The 13,689-nt window shown below is 62.4% G+C and carries 13 protein-coding genes and 1 pseudogene; 5 read left to right on the plus strand and 9 right to left on the minus strand.

The genetic code is table 11. The annotated features are described in order from the left end of the window. Window positions 1-114: 114 nt before the first annotated feature. Window positions 115-498: an enoyl-CoA hydratase-related protein gene (locus AAFO90_RS22095; RefSeq protein ID WP_067264167.1), complete on the plus strand. Its 384-nt coding sequence runs from the start codon at window positions 115-117 to the stop codon at window positions 496-498. Between the two features lie 18 nt (window positions 499-516). Here the strand turns inward: AAFO90_RS22095 and ugpC are convergent, their stop codons facing one another. The 6 genes from ugpC to AAFO90_RS22125 form a co-directional block, all read right to left on the minus strand. Continuing rightward, window positions 517-1,623 (minus strand): sn-glycerol-3-phosphate ABC transporter ATP-binding protein UgpC, encoded by a 1,107-nt coding sequence (gene ugpC / locus AAFO90_RS22100; RefSeq protein ID WP_067264170.1) that lies wholly within the window; start codon window positions 1,621-1,623, stop codon window positions 517-519. Next, window positions 1,620-2,363 (minus strand): tyrosine-protein phosphatase, encoded by a 744-nt coding sequence (locus AAFO90_RS22105; RefSeq protein WP_067267189.1) that lies wholly within the window; start codon window positions 2,361-2,363, stop codon window positions 1,620-1,622. The genes ugpC and AAFO90_RS22105 overlap by 4 nt, the downstream gene beginning before the upstream one ends. Then, window positions 2,363-3,226: a carbohydrate ABC transporter permease gene (locus AAFO90_RS22110; RefSeq protein WP_067263926.1), complete on the minus strand. Its 864-nt coding sequence runs from the start codon at window positions 3,224-3,226 to the stop codon at window positions 2,363-2,365. Before AAFO90_RS22110 ends, AAFO90_RS22105 begins: the two co-directional genes overlap by 1 nt. Further along, a complete protein-coding gene (locus AAFO90_RS22115; RefSeq protein WP_082852031.1) occupies window positions 3,216-4,151 on the minus strand; it encodes a sugar ABC transporter permease in 936 nt (311 codons plus the stop codon). Before AAFO90_RS22115 ends, AAFO90_RS22110 begins: the two co-directional genes overlap by 11 nt. A 62-nt stretch (window positions 4,152-4,213) precedes the next feature. Beyond that, complete coding sequence (locus AAFO90_RS22120; protein ID WP_114293606.1) at window positions 4,214-5,527, minus strand: ABC transporter substrate-binding protein; 1,314 nt, start codon at window positions 5,525-5,527, stop codon at window positions 4,214-4,216. 45 nt (window positions 5,528-5,572) lie between these two features. Continuing rightward, entirely contained in the window at window positions 5,573-6,415 is an 843-nt protein-coding gene (locus tag AAFO90_RS22125; protein ID WP_067264461.1) for a metallophosphoesterase, read from the minus strand. Window positions 6,416-6,582: 167 nt separating this feature from the next. On the opposite strand from AAFO90_RS22125, the gene AAFO90_RS22130 reads away from it, so the two are divergent. Next, the gene (locus tag AAFO90_RS22130; RefSeq protein WP_067264464.1) at window positions 6,583-6,921 is read left to right on the plus strand and encodes a TetR family transcriptional regulator; all 339 of its coding nucleotides are present in this window, start codon (window positions 6,583-6,585) and stop codon (window positions 6,919-6,921) included. Window positions 6,922-6,980: 59 nt separating this feature from the next. Here AAFO90_RS22130 and AAFO90_RS22135 read toward each other — a convergent pair. Together AAFO90_RS22135 and AAFO90_RS22140 are read right to left on the minus strand one after the other, a co-directional pair. Then, window positions 6,981-8,107 (minus strand): IS3 family transposase gene (locus tag AAFO90_RS22135; protein ID WP_240310525.1). Its coding sequence is split into 2 segments (ribosomal slippage): window positions 6,981-7,846 and window positions 7,846-8,107, totalling 1,128 coding nucleotides; the frame shifts between segments, so codons are not numbered across the junction. 146 nt (window positions 8,108-8,253) lie between these two features. After that, window positions 8,254-8,796: pseudogene (locus AAFO90_RS22140) on the minus strand (IS3 family transposase); the annotation flags it as partial. Window positions 8,797-8,950: 154 nt separating this feature from the next. On the opposite strand from AAFO90_RS22140, the gene AAFO90_RS22145 reads away from it, so the two are divergent. Genes AAFO90_RS22145 through AAFO90_RS22155 form a run of 3 tightly spaced genes read left to right on the plus strand, consistent with a single transcriptional unit; the run spans window position 8,951 to window position 12,306 of the window. Next, a complete protein-coding gene (locus tag AAFO90_RS22145; protein ID WP_107817728.1) occupies window positions 8,951-10,564 on the plus strand; it encodes a Mu transposase C-terminal domain-containing protein in 1,614 nt (537 codons plus the stop codon). Window positions 10,565-10,576: 12 nt separating this feature from the next. Next, window positions 10,577-11,458, plus strand: coding sequence for a TniB family NTP-binding protein (locus AAFO90_RS22150; RefSeq protein WP_067267035.1), 882 nt, complete (start codon window positions 10,577-10,579; stop codon window positions 11,456-11,458). Next, window positions 11,455-12,306 carry a TniQ family protein gene (locus AAFO90_RS22155; RefSeq protein ID WP_082852112.1) on the plus strand — a complete coding sequence of 284 codons (852 nt, stop codon included), beginning with the start codon at window positions 11,455-11,457 and terminating at the stop codon, window positions 12,304-12,306. Before AAFO90_RS22150 ends, AAFO90_RS22155 begins: the two co-directional genes overlap by 4 nt. Window positions 12,307-12,403: 97 nt before the next feature. On the opposite strand, the gene AAFO90_RS22160 is transcribed toward AAFO90_RS22155, so the two are convergent. Next, the coding region (locus AAFO90_RS22160; RefSeq protein ID WP_347510812.1) for a type IV secretory system conjugative DNA transfer family protein at window positions 12,404-13,689 on the minus strand (1,286 nt) is incomplete at its 5' end.

Here is a 13,689-nt window from a genome sequence, read left to right on the forward strand (position 1 = left end):
CCGGCGATCGAGTGGGGACCACCCCAGCAGTTCCAACTGATATGAAACCCGGGCCAGATGATTCTCAGCTTAAAGTGCCAAAAATCTTCAAATCGACCGCATTCTCACATTTAAGTGCTAAGTGACAAGAGCGCGTATTTCCAGGACACCCATGCCAAGATCGGGCTGCTGCCGGGCTGGGGCCTGTCGCAGCGCCTACCGCGGGTCGTCGGGCCGTCGACGGCGAAGGAAATCTCCCTCACCGCCCGCCGCGTGCCTGCGACAGAGGCTGCTTCGCTTGGTTTTGTCACGCGGGTCGTGCCGGATGACGCGCTGGCCAGTGCCGCGCGCGAGGTGGCCGAGGGGATCGCGCAATGGGACCCGGCCCACATCGCACGGATCAAGGCGCTGATGGACGACGGCTATGCCCTGCCGCTGAGCGACGCGCTGGTGCTGGAAGTTGAGCGCGCCGCCGACCTTAACCGACAGGTCAAGATCGGCGGTCCAGGTCCGGCGTGACGGCAATCGCACCCCGAATCAGCTGACGAATTCGGGGCCGACGTTCGACGTGGCCATACCGGTGCGGTCGGTCCGCCTGCCGTTGAGTGGGTCGAACAGGTGAAGCGCCTCTGCTGGCCAGTCGAGCCACGCCAGCATGTCTTCGCGCAGGGTGGTCGACTTGGGCAAGGTGGCGGCCACGGAGTCGCCCGACGGCATCCGGCAATGGGCCAGCCGCGCGGCGCCGAAATCCTCGATCAGCTCGATCCGGACTTGGACCTTGCCGGTGGCGGGCGAGAGGGAGACATCTTCGGACCGCAGCCCAAGGATCGTGTCGCCGGAGGCCCGGACGCCCGGCAGGTCGATCCTATGATCCTCCGCGCCGGTCAGATGACCAACACCATCGGCGATCCGGACGGGAAACAGCGACATCGCGGGCGAGCCAATGAAGCTGGCGGCGAAGGTCGTAGCGGGGTGGGCGTAGACCTCGGCCGGGGAGCCGATCTGTTCGATCCGGCCGCCGTTCATGACGATCAGCAGATCGGCCATGGTCATCGCCTCGACCTGATCATGGGTGACGAAGACCGAGGTTGCACCAAGCTGACGGTGCAGGCGCTTGATCTCAAGCCGCATCTGTACCCGCAGCTTGGCATCGAGGTTCGAGAGCGGTTCGTCAAACAGAAACACATCCGGCTTGCGCACGATGGCCCGGCCCATGGCGACACGTTGCCGCTGCCCGCCGGAGAGCTGCGCGGGACGGCGGTCCAGAAGCTCGGAGAGGCCGAGGATGCGGGCGGCTTCCTCGATCCGGGTCTGACGCTCGGGCTTGGGCAGGCGGGCGATCTTGAGCGGATAGGCGAGGTTCTCGGCCACGGTCATATGAGGATAGAGCGCGTAGTTCTGAAAGACCATGGCGCAACCCCGGTCCGAGGGTTCGATATCGTTCATCAAGTGATCGCCGATCCGCAGCTCTCCGCCGGTGATCTGCTCCAGCCCCGCGATCATGCGCAGCAGGGTGGACTTGCCGCAGCCCGACGGGCCGACGATAGCGGCGAAACAGCCATCCGGGATCTCGGCGTTCAGGCCATGAACCACCTGTTTGCCGTCATAGGATTTGCGGATGTCGCGGATGCTGACACCGGTCATGCGGTTGCCTCCATGTCGATGATACGGGCGCAAAGGGCGTCGACCGTCGCAGGCGTCAGGCCGATCCGGTCGAGATAGGGGTGGATGCCGCCGTAGGTCGCGTCCAGATGGGCCAGCAGATGCAGCATCGACTGCGGGTCGCTGCCCAGCACGGCGGCGGCAATGGCCGGGTCGGTGCCTTGTTCCAGAACATGTGCCTGAAGGCCGTCGATGATCGGCTCCAGCAACTCGCGCGTCATGGCATAGTCGGTGGCGATGGTCTCGGCATCCACCCCGCCAAGCGCGAGCAGCAGCGCGGCGATCAGCCCGGTGCGGTCCTTGCCGGCGGTGCAGTGGAACATGACCGCGCCATCGGGGGCCTCGGCAATCGCGGTCAGGGTCCGGGCGATGGCGTCGTGCCGCTTGTCGAGCGCCTGGGTGTAGAGCGTGCGCAGCACCTGATCTTCGGGAATGTCGTGGGGGATCCGCAGGCTCTCGAACAGCGGAATCTGAAGGTAGATCACCGCCGGATGGTCAGCAAAGGGGTTGGGGAAGCGTGCGTGTTCCGCCGCGTGCCGCAGGTCGATTACCGTAGTGAGCCCCATGGCGTGCAGCTGGTCCATCGCGGGGCCGTCCAGCCGGTGCAGGCTGTCGGCGCGCAGGATGCTGCGCCAGCGGGTGCTGCCCTGCGTGCCCGGATATCCGCCGAGGTCACGGATGTTATAGGCCCCCGGCACGGAAAGAATTCGGTCGAATTTCATCAGCGCAACCCCGATTTCATAAAGGATTGAATGACCTGCCTTTGCAGGACCACGTAAAAGATCAGGATCGGCAGGCTGGCCATGGTCGAGGCGGCCATCAGCGGACCCCATTGCGTCCCTTCCTGCGTGATGAACATCTGGATGCCGATCTGGACGACCGAATTTTCGGCCGTGCGGGTCAGCAGCAGCGGCCAGAAATATTCGTTCCAGGTCGAGATGAAGATCAGGATCGCAAGCGAGGCGATCATCCCGCGGAGGTTCGGCACGATGATCCCCCACAGAACCCGCCAATGTCCAGCCCCGTCCATGCGCGCGGCCTCGAGCACCTCTTTCGGGAAGGCGCGGATCGACTGGGTCAGCAGCATGATCGCCAGCGCATGGGCGAAATGTGGCAGGACCAGCGCCGTGACCGTGTCCAGAAGGCCAAGCCGGGCGACCAGCAGGTAGTTCGGGATCATCACGACCTGCAACGGGACCAGCCATGTCAGCGCGACCAGCCCGAAGACCACCCAGTCCAGCCGGAACCGGAAGCGTGCGAAGGCATAGGCCGCGAGCACCCCGGTCAGAAGCTGGATCACCGTGACGGAGGCGGAGACGACAACCGTGTTCCACAGCATCGCGCCCATGGGGATCGACTGAAGGGCCTGGGCGTAGTTTTCCAGCGACGGGGCCGTCGGCCAGAGCGTGCCTTCGAAGATGCGGTTGGCGGGCCTCAGGGAGCTGACGATCATCCAGTAGACCGGGAAGACGCAGATGAGCGACAGAAGGATCATGGCCGCATGGCCCGGCAGCATCCGGGTCGCGCCCGCGCGGCGGACAGCCCGGCGGCGCGGGACGGCGAAGGTCGCGGTTTCAGCTGTCATGGAAAGAATAGCGCTCCATCAGACGCAGCAGGAGGAAGGCGAGGGCGCCGAAGCCGAGGAAGAGGATCATCGCGGCGGCGGAACTCCACCCGACGGAGAGGGAGGAAAACCCGAACTCCCACAGCAGGTAGTAGATGTTCGTTGTCGCGCCGAGCGGGCCGCCTTCGGTCAGGACGTGGATATAGGAAAAGCTCCACTGTGCGCCCAGAAGGATTGTCATCATCACGAGGAAGAGGATGGTCGAACTGAGCAGCGGCAGGCGGATGTCGCGGATGATCTGCCAGCGGGTCGCGCCGTCCATCCGCGCGGCCTCGACCAGCGAGGGGTCGATATTGGCATTGGCGGCCGACAGGATAAGGGTCGCGAAGCCGACGAGCTTCCACCCGGTGATGAAGATGATCGTCCAGATGGCGATATCGGGGTCGTTCAGGAACTGGACGGGTTCGAAGCCAAGCGCCGTGATCCCGACATTCACCAGCCCGTGCCCGGGGTCGAGCAGCCAGCGGAAGACAGATGCGGCGACCACGGGGGCGATGATCATCGGCAGGAAGATCAGCGCGCGATAGATGTTGCGGGCGCGGGGCGGCAGATCTTCGGTCCAGATGGCGATGGCCAGCGGCACGAGCACCGAAAAGGGCAGCATCCCCAGCATGTAGATCGCGGTATTGCCAAGCGCCTGCCAGAGCTTGGGCAGGGCGAGGATGTTTTCGTAGTTCTTCCAGCCCACGAAAGTCTTGGGTGCGAAAGGGAGCATGTTCCAGTCGTAGAAGCTGAGCCATGCCGCCTGCACAAGCGGCGCGTAGATCCAGATGACGAAGGTGGCAATCGCCGGGAAGAGGAAGAACCAGGGCAACGAAAGGCGCCCGATCTTCAGGGATCGGCGCGGCTGTGCGCGGGCAGGGGTGTGGATATCGGCGACGGTCATTTCGGCTCCTCGAAGGAACGGGGGCGGATCGGGCCGACCCGGGGGCCGACCCGAAGTTCAGGTCAGCTTCCGGGCATCATGGCCTGGGCTCGGGCTTGCGCGCCTTGCATGATCTCGGCCACGTCGCCGTCGCCAAAGACGGCTTGCTCGGCGGCCTCCATCAGCGTTGCGGCGACTTGGCGATAGCTGGTGCCGGGGTACGACCGCCACGGCTCCATCCGCTCAAGCTGGGCGAGGTTCGGGCGGACCAGCGGGTTCGCATCGACCCAGTCCTTCAGATACTCCGGATCGTCGACGATGGCGGTCCGCAGCGGCAGGTAGCCAATCTTGGAGGTGATGATCGTGTAGCCCCGTTCGGAGGTGAGGAACTTCATCAGCTCCCACGCCGCGCGCTGCTTGACCGGGTCCTGAGAGAACATGACCAGCCCGCTGCCGGAATTGGTCGGCGACGCGGGACGCTCGCCAAAGCCCGGCATCTGCGCGGCGCGCAGTTCATAGTTGCCTTCGGCCTGGCTCAGCAGGTGGTTCTGCAGGCCAGATGAGTTGATGTACATCGCAAGCTTGCCCGCCGCCATGCTTTCCAGCGCCTCCCCGCGAGAGATATTGCCGTAGACGCCCGCATCCTTGAGACCGCGCAGCATGGCGACTGCCTCGATGGTCTCGGGCCGGTCAAAGGTGACGGCCGTGCCCGCATCGTTTATCACGCTGCCGCCGTTGGACAGGATGACGGATTGCAGCAGCCAGTCGTACGGGCCGACCTGCACGCCGATGATGCCGCCGGCAAATCCGTTGGCCTCGGTCTTGTCCTGAATGGTCAGGGCGTAGTCCTTGACCTCTTCCCATGTCTTGGGTGGCTGGTCGGGGTCCAGCCCGGCCTCACGAAAGAGGTCGGCGTTGTAGAATACCATCGGGGTGGAGAAGGTATAAGCCAGTGCATAGGTCTTGTCGCCGACCTTGCCGAGGTCGAGGCCCGAGGGGACCATGCCCTCCACATGCGCATCCCAGTCGGCCTGTGGCACGGCCTGATCAATCGGCACGGCGCCCAGCTGCTGCCCGGCGTAGGCGAGGTCCGAGAAGATCACCTGCGCGACATCCGGTGGACGGCGGGCGGCGATATCGGTCTGGACGCGGGTGCCCATGTCATTGGCGTTCACGCCGACGCCCTCGACCTTGATCATCGGGTTCGCGGCCATGAATTCTTCGATCAGCTGAACGGTCGCGTCGTGACCCTGCCCGGCGGTGGCGAGGTTGTAGTTGTAGAAACTGATCTCGACCGGTTCGATGATCTCGTCGGCCATTTGCGCCCAGACGGGGCCGGTGGCCATGGTGGCAATACCAAGCGCAAGCAGCGCGCGGCGGGATAGGGGGAAGGTCATGGTGTCTCCTGTCGGTTTGTTTGGGTGTGGTCGCGGGCCTGAGGATCAGCCCACGACCTCGGCGGCGGGTTCGGACATCAGGCGGGCGGCGTCTTCATGGCTCATCGCCATTACGGTGCGGCCTTCGGAGGGCTGGGGCAGGAAGTTCACGGTCAGCCCGCTGTCGCGCAGGGTGCAGACCGAGAATCCGGTGCCGTCGGTGGCTTCGATCGCCATGTCGCTGAAGGGCTGCATCCGGGAGTGGTGGCCGTTGCCGACAAAGACCGGGACGCCGTTCCAGATCGACACGCGGTCCTGATGGATATGGCCGCAGAAGAGGCCCAACAGGGGCCGTCCGCTCAGGACCTTGCGGAGCTTTTCGGTATCTTCGGCAGCGAGGCATTCAAAGGCCGGTTCGTCTGCACCCATCATCGGCGGGTGATGCAGGACGACCACCTTTGGCAGGTCCGCGTGACGGTCGAGCGCGGCGGCCAGCCATTCAAGCTGCGCGTCCTCAAGCGTGCCGTGGATCTGATCCGGGGTCGAGCTGTCGAGAACGATGACATGGACCCCCGCGATGACCGCCTCATGATCGTAAGGCGCGTCCAGATCGGCGCTTTCGCCCAGCATCTCGCGCCGGAAATCGGGGCGGCTGTCGTGGTTGCCAAGGGCAAAGAGGGTCGGAATATCGACGTCGTCCCAGATCGCCCGCAGGCGCTGATAGGCGACCGGGTCTTCGTTGTTGGTCAGGTCGCCGCTGACGATGATGAACTCGGGCCGGTCGGGCAGGGCGTCGATCCGGGCAAGCGCGTCCCGCAGGATCGCGGCCGTGTCGGAATAGAGGTGCGGTTCGTCAACATCTGGGTTCGACATGTGCAGGTCGGTGAGGTGAACGAAGGTCTTTGGCATCGCGGGTCTCCTTGGGCATGCCTTTCCTGATCGCGGCCGGTGGCCGCGGCGGGATGGCTGGGTCTGGCTGTTGTCCGGTGAGGCCGGAAAGGTCCGGGACTCACCGCTTGAGTTCGGGTTTTCCATCGACTAGCGTGACTATGTGACAACTGAATGAAGGTTCATTCATGAATTTGGTCAGGGCAGAAAAACCGCGCGGCGACGACAAACGGGCGCGCATTATCAAGGCAGCGGGAGAGCAGTTCGTCCTGTCCGGCCTGCAGGGTCCGATGTCGGAGATCGCCGAACGGGCGCACGTGGCGATCGGATCTCTGTACCTGTATTTCAAGTCGAAAGAAGAGTTGATCAAGGCCGTCTATGCCGATCTGGCCGCCGAGATGACGGCGTTTCTGGTCCGCGAACCCGCCCCGGACGAGCCTCATGAAGAGCGGGTGAAGCGTTACATACGGGACTACCTCGATTTCATCGCGATGGATCCGGATCGGGCGAGCCTGTTCGGTTACTGAAGTGGTCCTATCATTTCGGACAGGTTTGCAGCGTTTCTAAGGTGTATCGGGTTTAGGTTTCATGCTGCTTTTTGCTTTTCCAAGCCTGCCCAATATGCGTCGTCTGGCGTCCGCCGATCAAGCCCGGAATGGGGCCGCTTGGTGTTGTAGAAGGCCATCCAGTCCTTAACGACGCGCCGCGCCTGGAAGCCGTCGGTGATTTCCTCAAGGTAGATGGCCTCTTGTTTCAGGCTTCGCCAGAGGCGCTCGATGAAGATGTTGTCGAGGTAACGGCCGCGCCCATCCATCGAGATGCGCACGCCTGCCTCGGTCAACGTCGCGATCCAGGCTGATCCCGTGAACTGCGACCCTTGATCCGTATTCATGATCTCCGGTGGGCCGTGTTTCGCGATGGCCTCGTTCAGAGCCTCGACACAGAAGTCGGCATGCATCGTGTTCGACAGCCGCCAGCTGAGCACCTTGCGCGTGGCCCAATCCATGATGGCAAGCAGATACAGGAAGCCGTTCTTGACAGGCACGAAGGTGATATCCGCACACCAGACCTGGTTGGGTCGGTCGATCTGCATTTTCCTCAGCAGATACGGATAAACCGGGTGCTGCGGATGCCGCTGGCTGGTTCTGGGGCGCTTGTAGATTGCCTCCAGCCCCATCTTCGCCATCAGTCGGCGCACGCGATGGCGGCCCACGACGGTGCCTTCCCGGCGCAGATAGGCCGCGATCTGGCGTGACCCGAAGAACGGATACTTCGTGAACACGCGGTCAATCTCTTTCATCATCGCCAGCGTCTCGGCATCAACACCGACCGGCGTGTAGTAGAACGCCGACCGGCTCAGGTTCACCAGCTTGCATTGCCGGCTGATGCTCAGTTCGGGATGGTCGCGCTGGACCATCGACCGTTTCTTTGCCGGGCTCACCTCTTGAGCCCTTCCGACAAAAAATCGTTCTCCACCGCCAGCCTCCCGATCTTGGCGTGAAGCTCCTTGACTTCGGCTTCGGTCGGGCCGCTTTGCTTGCCGCCCGAGAATACGTCCGCCATGCCCTCGATGGCCTGCCGCTTCCACGTGCTGACCTGGTTAGGGTGCAGCTGATGCTTCGCCGCGATCTCCTGCACGGTCTTGTCGCCACGCAGCGCTTCCAACGCCACCTTGGCTTTAAACTGGTCTGTAAAGTTCCGGCGCTTCGCCATTCTCGTATCCCTTCAAAGGTTTGGGATACACCTTAGCCGACTGTCCGGATTCCTGGGACCACTTCAGTGGCGCATGGGTCGACAAGTTTGTGTCGCAAAGCAGTGTTTGAGCTACTCCCCATCTCTTGGACAGGATCTGGCGTAATTTAAGCTACTCGTTGCACCTGCTGATCGGGTTGGTTGATATCATTTCTCTGCCAGTAGACCAGCGCCGGAGGCTGGCCGCCCAGGGCTGAATGCGGGCGCTGGTGGTTGTAGAAGGTCATCCATTTCCGGATGGCCTCTTTCGTCTCCGATCCGGTCTCCCAAGCATGCAGGTAGACGCATTCGTATTTCAGGGTGCGCCACAACCTCTCGATGAAGATGTTGTCGAGGAACCGGCCTTTCCCATCCATCGATATCCTCACCCCTGATCGGCGGAGCCGATCCGTCCAGGCAAAGGACGTGAACTGGGATCCTTGATCGGTATTCATGATCTCGGGCGGGCCGAAGTTGTGGATGGCCTCGTTCAACGCGTCGACGCAGAACTGGGCTTCCAACGTGTTCGAGATCCGCCAGGACAGAACCTTGCGGTTGTGCCAGTCCATGATCGCCACGAGGTAGAGGAACCCGCGTCTCATAGGCAGATAGGTGATATCCGAGCACCAGACCTGGTTTGGGCGTTCTACCCGCAGCCCTCTGAGCAGGTGTCACTTAGCACTTAAAGATGATAATCTGATCTTCCTTATTTCAATGACTTAGCTTTGCCCCTAAATGTGAGAATTGGCACTTAAATTAATAATGGAGACTGGACTTTAGCCCTTAATTCGATAATTGTGGCTCCGATTTTGTCGGGTTCTCATTGTGACCGAACCACTTCTATACGAGATAGACGACGCCGTGTGGGCAGAAGCCTGTCGCCGTGCGGCTGCGATCCGCAGATTCCTGGAATCCAGTTCCGGTGAGTCAACAGTGGCCGCTATTGCCGATCTTGCCTCCGAACTGCAGGTCAGCCAAGCGACGACCTACCGTTTGCTGAGGCGGTTTCGGGCGGACGGAACTGTCATGTCGCTCGTTGAGACCAAGCGCGGACGCCCGACGGGCCATCGCGCTTTGGATGCTCGGCGCGAGGAGATCATCGAGAAGGCAATCCGCACGTACTATCTGAAACCGACCCGGCCACCGGTCTCGCAGCTGGTGCGGGACATTGAAACGGATTGCGCTTCGGCAGGATTGAAGTCGCCGCATCGCCGAACGATCGAGCGGCGGCTGGGCGACCTGGACCTGCGCCACCGGGCGCAGCGTCGGGGCGAAACGCGGACCGTAAAAGCAACGACGGCGGTCCCGGGAACACTGAGCACCTCCCGACCCCTCGAGATTGTTCAGATCGATCACACGAAGGCCGACATCTTTGTCGTCGATGAGGAAACCCGCGAACCAATCGGACGACCGTGGCTGACCCTGGCCATGGATGTCTTTAGCCGTATGGTGACGGGCTTCTACTTGACCATGGATGCGCCATCCCGGCTTTCGACGAGCCTATGCCTGCTGCATTCGGTCTATGACAAGACGGCCTGGCTCAAAGCGCGCGAGATCGAAGAGCCCTGGCCCGTGGCCGGCCTTCCCGACCGGGTGCATGTGGACAATGGCGCGGATTTCCGGAGTCGCGCGTTCAAACGTGGCTGCGAGAATGCAGGCATTGCGATCGACTGGCGACCGCCGGGTACGCCGCGCTTCGGCGGACATATCGAGCGTTTGATCGGCACCCAGATGGGACGGCTGCACCTGTTGCCCGGTACGACCTTCAGCAACGCTCAGGACCTCGCGGAGTATGATTCAAGAAAACATGCGGCGCTGACCCTGCGCGAGTTGGAGCGCTATATCGCCCTCGACATTGTCGGGTCCTATCATCAATCCATCCACAGCTCGCTGAGCCGCCCTCCCCTCGCCGTCTGGTGGGACCATGAAGGCGAGATCCCTCTGCGGCTGCCTGAGGATCGATTGCAGTTCTGGGTCTCTTTCCTGCCGGAGCAGGAACGGACCTTGCGTCCAACCGGCATTCACCTGTTCGATCTGCGCTACTGGTCAGCCGCACTCAGCGCCGATGTCGGCCGGACTGAGCGGCGGCTTCTCGTGAAGTATGATCCGCGTGATATGTCGCGTGTGTTCGTGCGGCGGCCCTCAGGCAACTTCGTCGAAGCCCGCTACGCGGACCTGACCCTGGCACCCATTTCCCTGCACGAGGCTTTGACGGCGCGTCGCACCCTGCGTGAGAAAGGGCGGCGTGAAGTCGATAGCCGCGCGGTTGTGAGGACCGCACTCGAACAGCGGAAGTTGGTTGATGAGGCCGTAAACAGAACCGCTGCCGTGCGGCGCGGCAAAGCTCAGCCGAGGCGTGCCGACGACCTCCGGGATACGGGCACGCTCCGTGGTGTCGACTCCAGCAAACCGGTGCCTTTTGTTGAGGACACCGAATGAGCTGGAGCCATAATGACGAACGATCACCCTCATCTTACCGCCGACGCGGCAGCCCTGCTGTCTGAACCCCAGGCGGGACGCATTCGCGCCATCAGGTCCCGCCGTTGGGTTCTCTACCCTCGCGCAAAGCAAGCCCTCGATCGCCTCGAGGCGCTCCTTGATCATCCGAGAGGTTCCCGCATGCCGTCTGTCGCGATCTATGGCGACAGCGGGATGGGCAAGACCATGATCATGCAACGCTTCCGCGATCAGCATCCGCCACATCTTGATCGCCGTACCGGGATTCTGAAGACACCGGTCCTGGCCATGGAAATGGTTAGCCGCCCCGGCGAGCGGCGCTTCTATGGTGAACTGCTTTCCCTCCTCGGCGCACCCCAGGCACCGCGGGCCGATATTGCTCAGATGGAACAGGCGACGCTGCGGATTATGAAGGCAATCGGCACCCAGGTTCTGGTCATCGACGAGGTCCACAACATCCTCGCCGGGACCTATCGAGAGCAACGTATCGTGCTCAACATGCTGCGCTTTCTCAGCAATCGGCTCCAAATCTCACTGGTCTGCTTCGGCGTGAACGACGCCCGGGAAGCCATCGGCGGTGACGTTCAACTTGCGCGACGCTTCGAGCAACTCACCCTGAACCGTTGGGCCGCCAACGAAGACTTCGAGACGCTGATCGCGTCGATCCTGCGCAATACGCCATTGCGGCGACCCTCTGTGCTGACGCCGAAATCCCTGCGGCGCATTCTGCAGATTACGGACGGTATCACGGCGAACATCTTCCAGATGCTGGGCAGTCTTGCGATCGAGGCTATCGAGAGCGGGACCGAACACATCACCGACGGCGCCGTCGAGGCTTGGGTGCCTGCATTTGATGCCGAAGCGGTCTTCGCATGACGGGACCCCTGCCCGTCACCTTGCCACCTCTGCGCGGCGAAGTCCTGTCATCCTGGATCAGTCGCCACGCGGACTTCTATGGCGTCACGCCGTTGACCATGTTGCGCCATGGATTGCCGGATGCGACATCCCTTGAGGCAATCGATTTTTCCCTGACCAACGCCCAAGCGAACCGGATTGCGGGGATGTTCGGTGTCAGCCCGCAACTTGTACGCAGCCTGAGCTTCGCGGGTGCCCCCAAAGCGGCTCACCGGTTCATCGCCAAGAGTCCAATGCAGCGTTGCGGGCGGTGCACTCAAACCGATGTCAGCCCTCCGCCAATTCTTAGAAGCGAATTGCAGGGGTGGCGGATCACTTGCTCGCACTGTGGGGAACCCTACCAGGACAAGACCACCAGTGACGGCGAACGGACGCTTGAGCCATATCGCGCGGCAGCACGTCGCGGTGAGACCTTGTTGAACAACCACGCAGAGCGCCGCGTGGAAACATGGCTGCCACCTCTGGAGATCGCGCGGCTTCTGCTCATGCGCCGCATCCCCTGGCCGCCCCCGCGTGACGGCGATCTCTGGCGCTACCGGCTCCTCGGCGCCATCGTCCCCGATTTCGATGCCATACTGGCCAGGGAGACTTCGTTTCCACATTCGCCAAAACACCCCATCCTGCCACTCTGCATCCGACCCGCGCTCCTGGCAGGCGTGGCGATCATTGACCGCGCAGGGCCACCGATGCTGAAGATGCTGCACGGGCACATGATGGGCGAGAACAGAAAGCGCTTTGTCATGGCGACAGACCATTTGGTAAGCCCGGCGATCGAGTGGGGACCACCCCAGCAGTTCCAACTGATATGAAACCCGGGCCAGATGATTCTCAGCTTAAAGTGCCAAAAATCTTCAAATCGACCGCATTCTCACATTTAAGTGCTAAGTGACATGGCCTATTTCACCCTCACCCACCCAACAGCTCCTCGATGAAGTCCTCCTGCCGGTCGAACGCCGCCTCCCATTCCTTCGGCACGGCGGCTTCCCGCTCGAGCGTCTCCGGCTCTAGTTGCCCGCGCCCAGCCTCCATCGTCTTCAAGCTCATCGCGCGCGTTTCGCGGCGCTGCGAGCGATCCCGGACTGGCGCGCGTTCGGCCGGTTTCGCCTGCTCGTCTGCGCCGATCTCGTCACCACCATCGCCGCCCCAAGGTCCCACGCCTTGCACGCTCGGCGGATAGGGGAACGGCTTGCCCTCCTGGCGGGTAAACATCTCCTTGAAGAAGGGATCGTCGTAATACTTGATCCGGCTCGCCTTGATCGGATGCTGAGGTGAGGCGAGGATAATGACCTCGTCGGGGTCCATCAGGCGCGCTTCGGTCTCGGAAAGCAGCGGCCGCTCTTCCAGACGCGCCGAGGTCGAGGTCGCGCCAAGGAAACCCTTGTTGCGGCCATACATCCGGGTCACCGCCTCGCGGGTGGTGCTGCCGACGGCTGCGGATACCTCCTTAACCGTCCGCTGATCGCGAGGCGTGATGTAAAGCTTGAGCCCCGCCCCGTTCTCCAGACTTTCGCGACCTTCAGGCCCATAGATTCGGTCGAGCGAGGCCAGCGACTGCGCGATCATCGCGACGCGGCCGCCATAGCTCGCCAACGAATGGATGGCGCGTTCGAGATAGGGCATCGCCCCCATCTGCTGGAACTCGTCGATCATCATCATGACGGGCCAAGGCTCATCCGGGCCCGGTTCGTTCAGGCGGATCGAGGCGATGAGGTCGGCGAACATCAGGCGCAGGAGCGGCGCCAATGTCGCGATGTGATCCTCGGAGACGGCGATATAAAGCGACTGCGGGGTCTTGCGGAAGGTCGAGAAATTGAAGTCACTCGCCTCGGTGGCCGAGCGCACCGCCGGGTTGTCCCACTGCTTGAGACCGGCAGTCATCAGCGCCTGGATGTTCGAGGTCAGCAGCCGCGACGAGGCCGAGGCCGCGTTGGTCCAGAGCTCGCGCAGAATGTCTTCTTCGGCCTCGTCGGCATAGGTCTTGTATTGCGCGTTCTTGTACTCGCCGCCGGCGACGATCTTGTTGACCTCGCCAAGGTTCGGCGTGCCGCGCTGGATCGCCAGCAGACAGGCCGCGACAAAGATCGACTTGCCGGCCTCGGAGAAGGTGTCGAGCGTCTTGTTGTCCTTGTCGAGGAAGAGGTCGGCCAGGATCGAGACCTCGGTGAACCGCTGCGCGAATGTCGGGGCTTTGG

Origin of the sequence: Phaeobacter sp. CAU 1743 (assembly GCF_039839315.1) — a bacterium.
GTDB classification, from domain to species: Bacteria; Pseudomonadota; Alphaproteobacteria; order Rhodobacterales; family Rhodobacteraceae; genus Phycobacter; species Phycobacter gallaeciensis_A.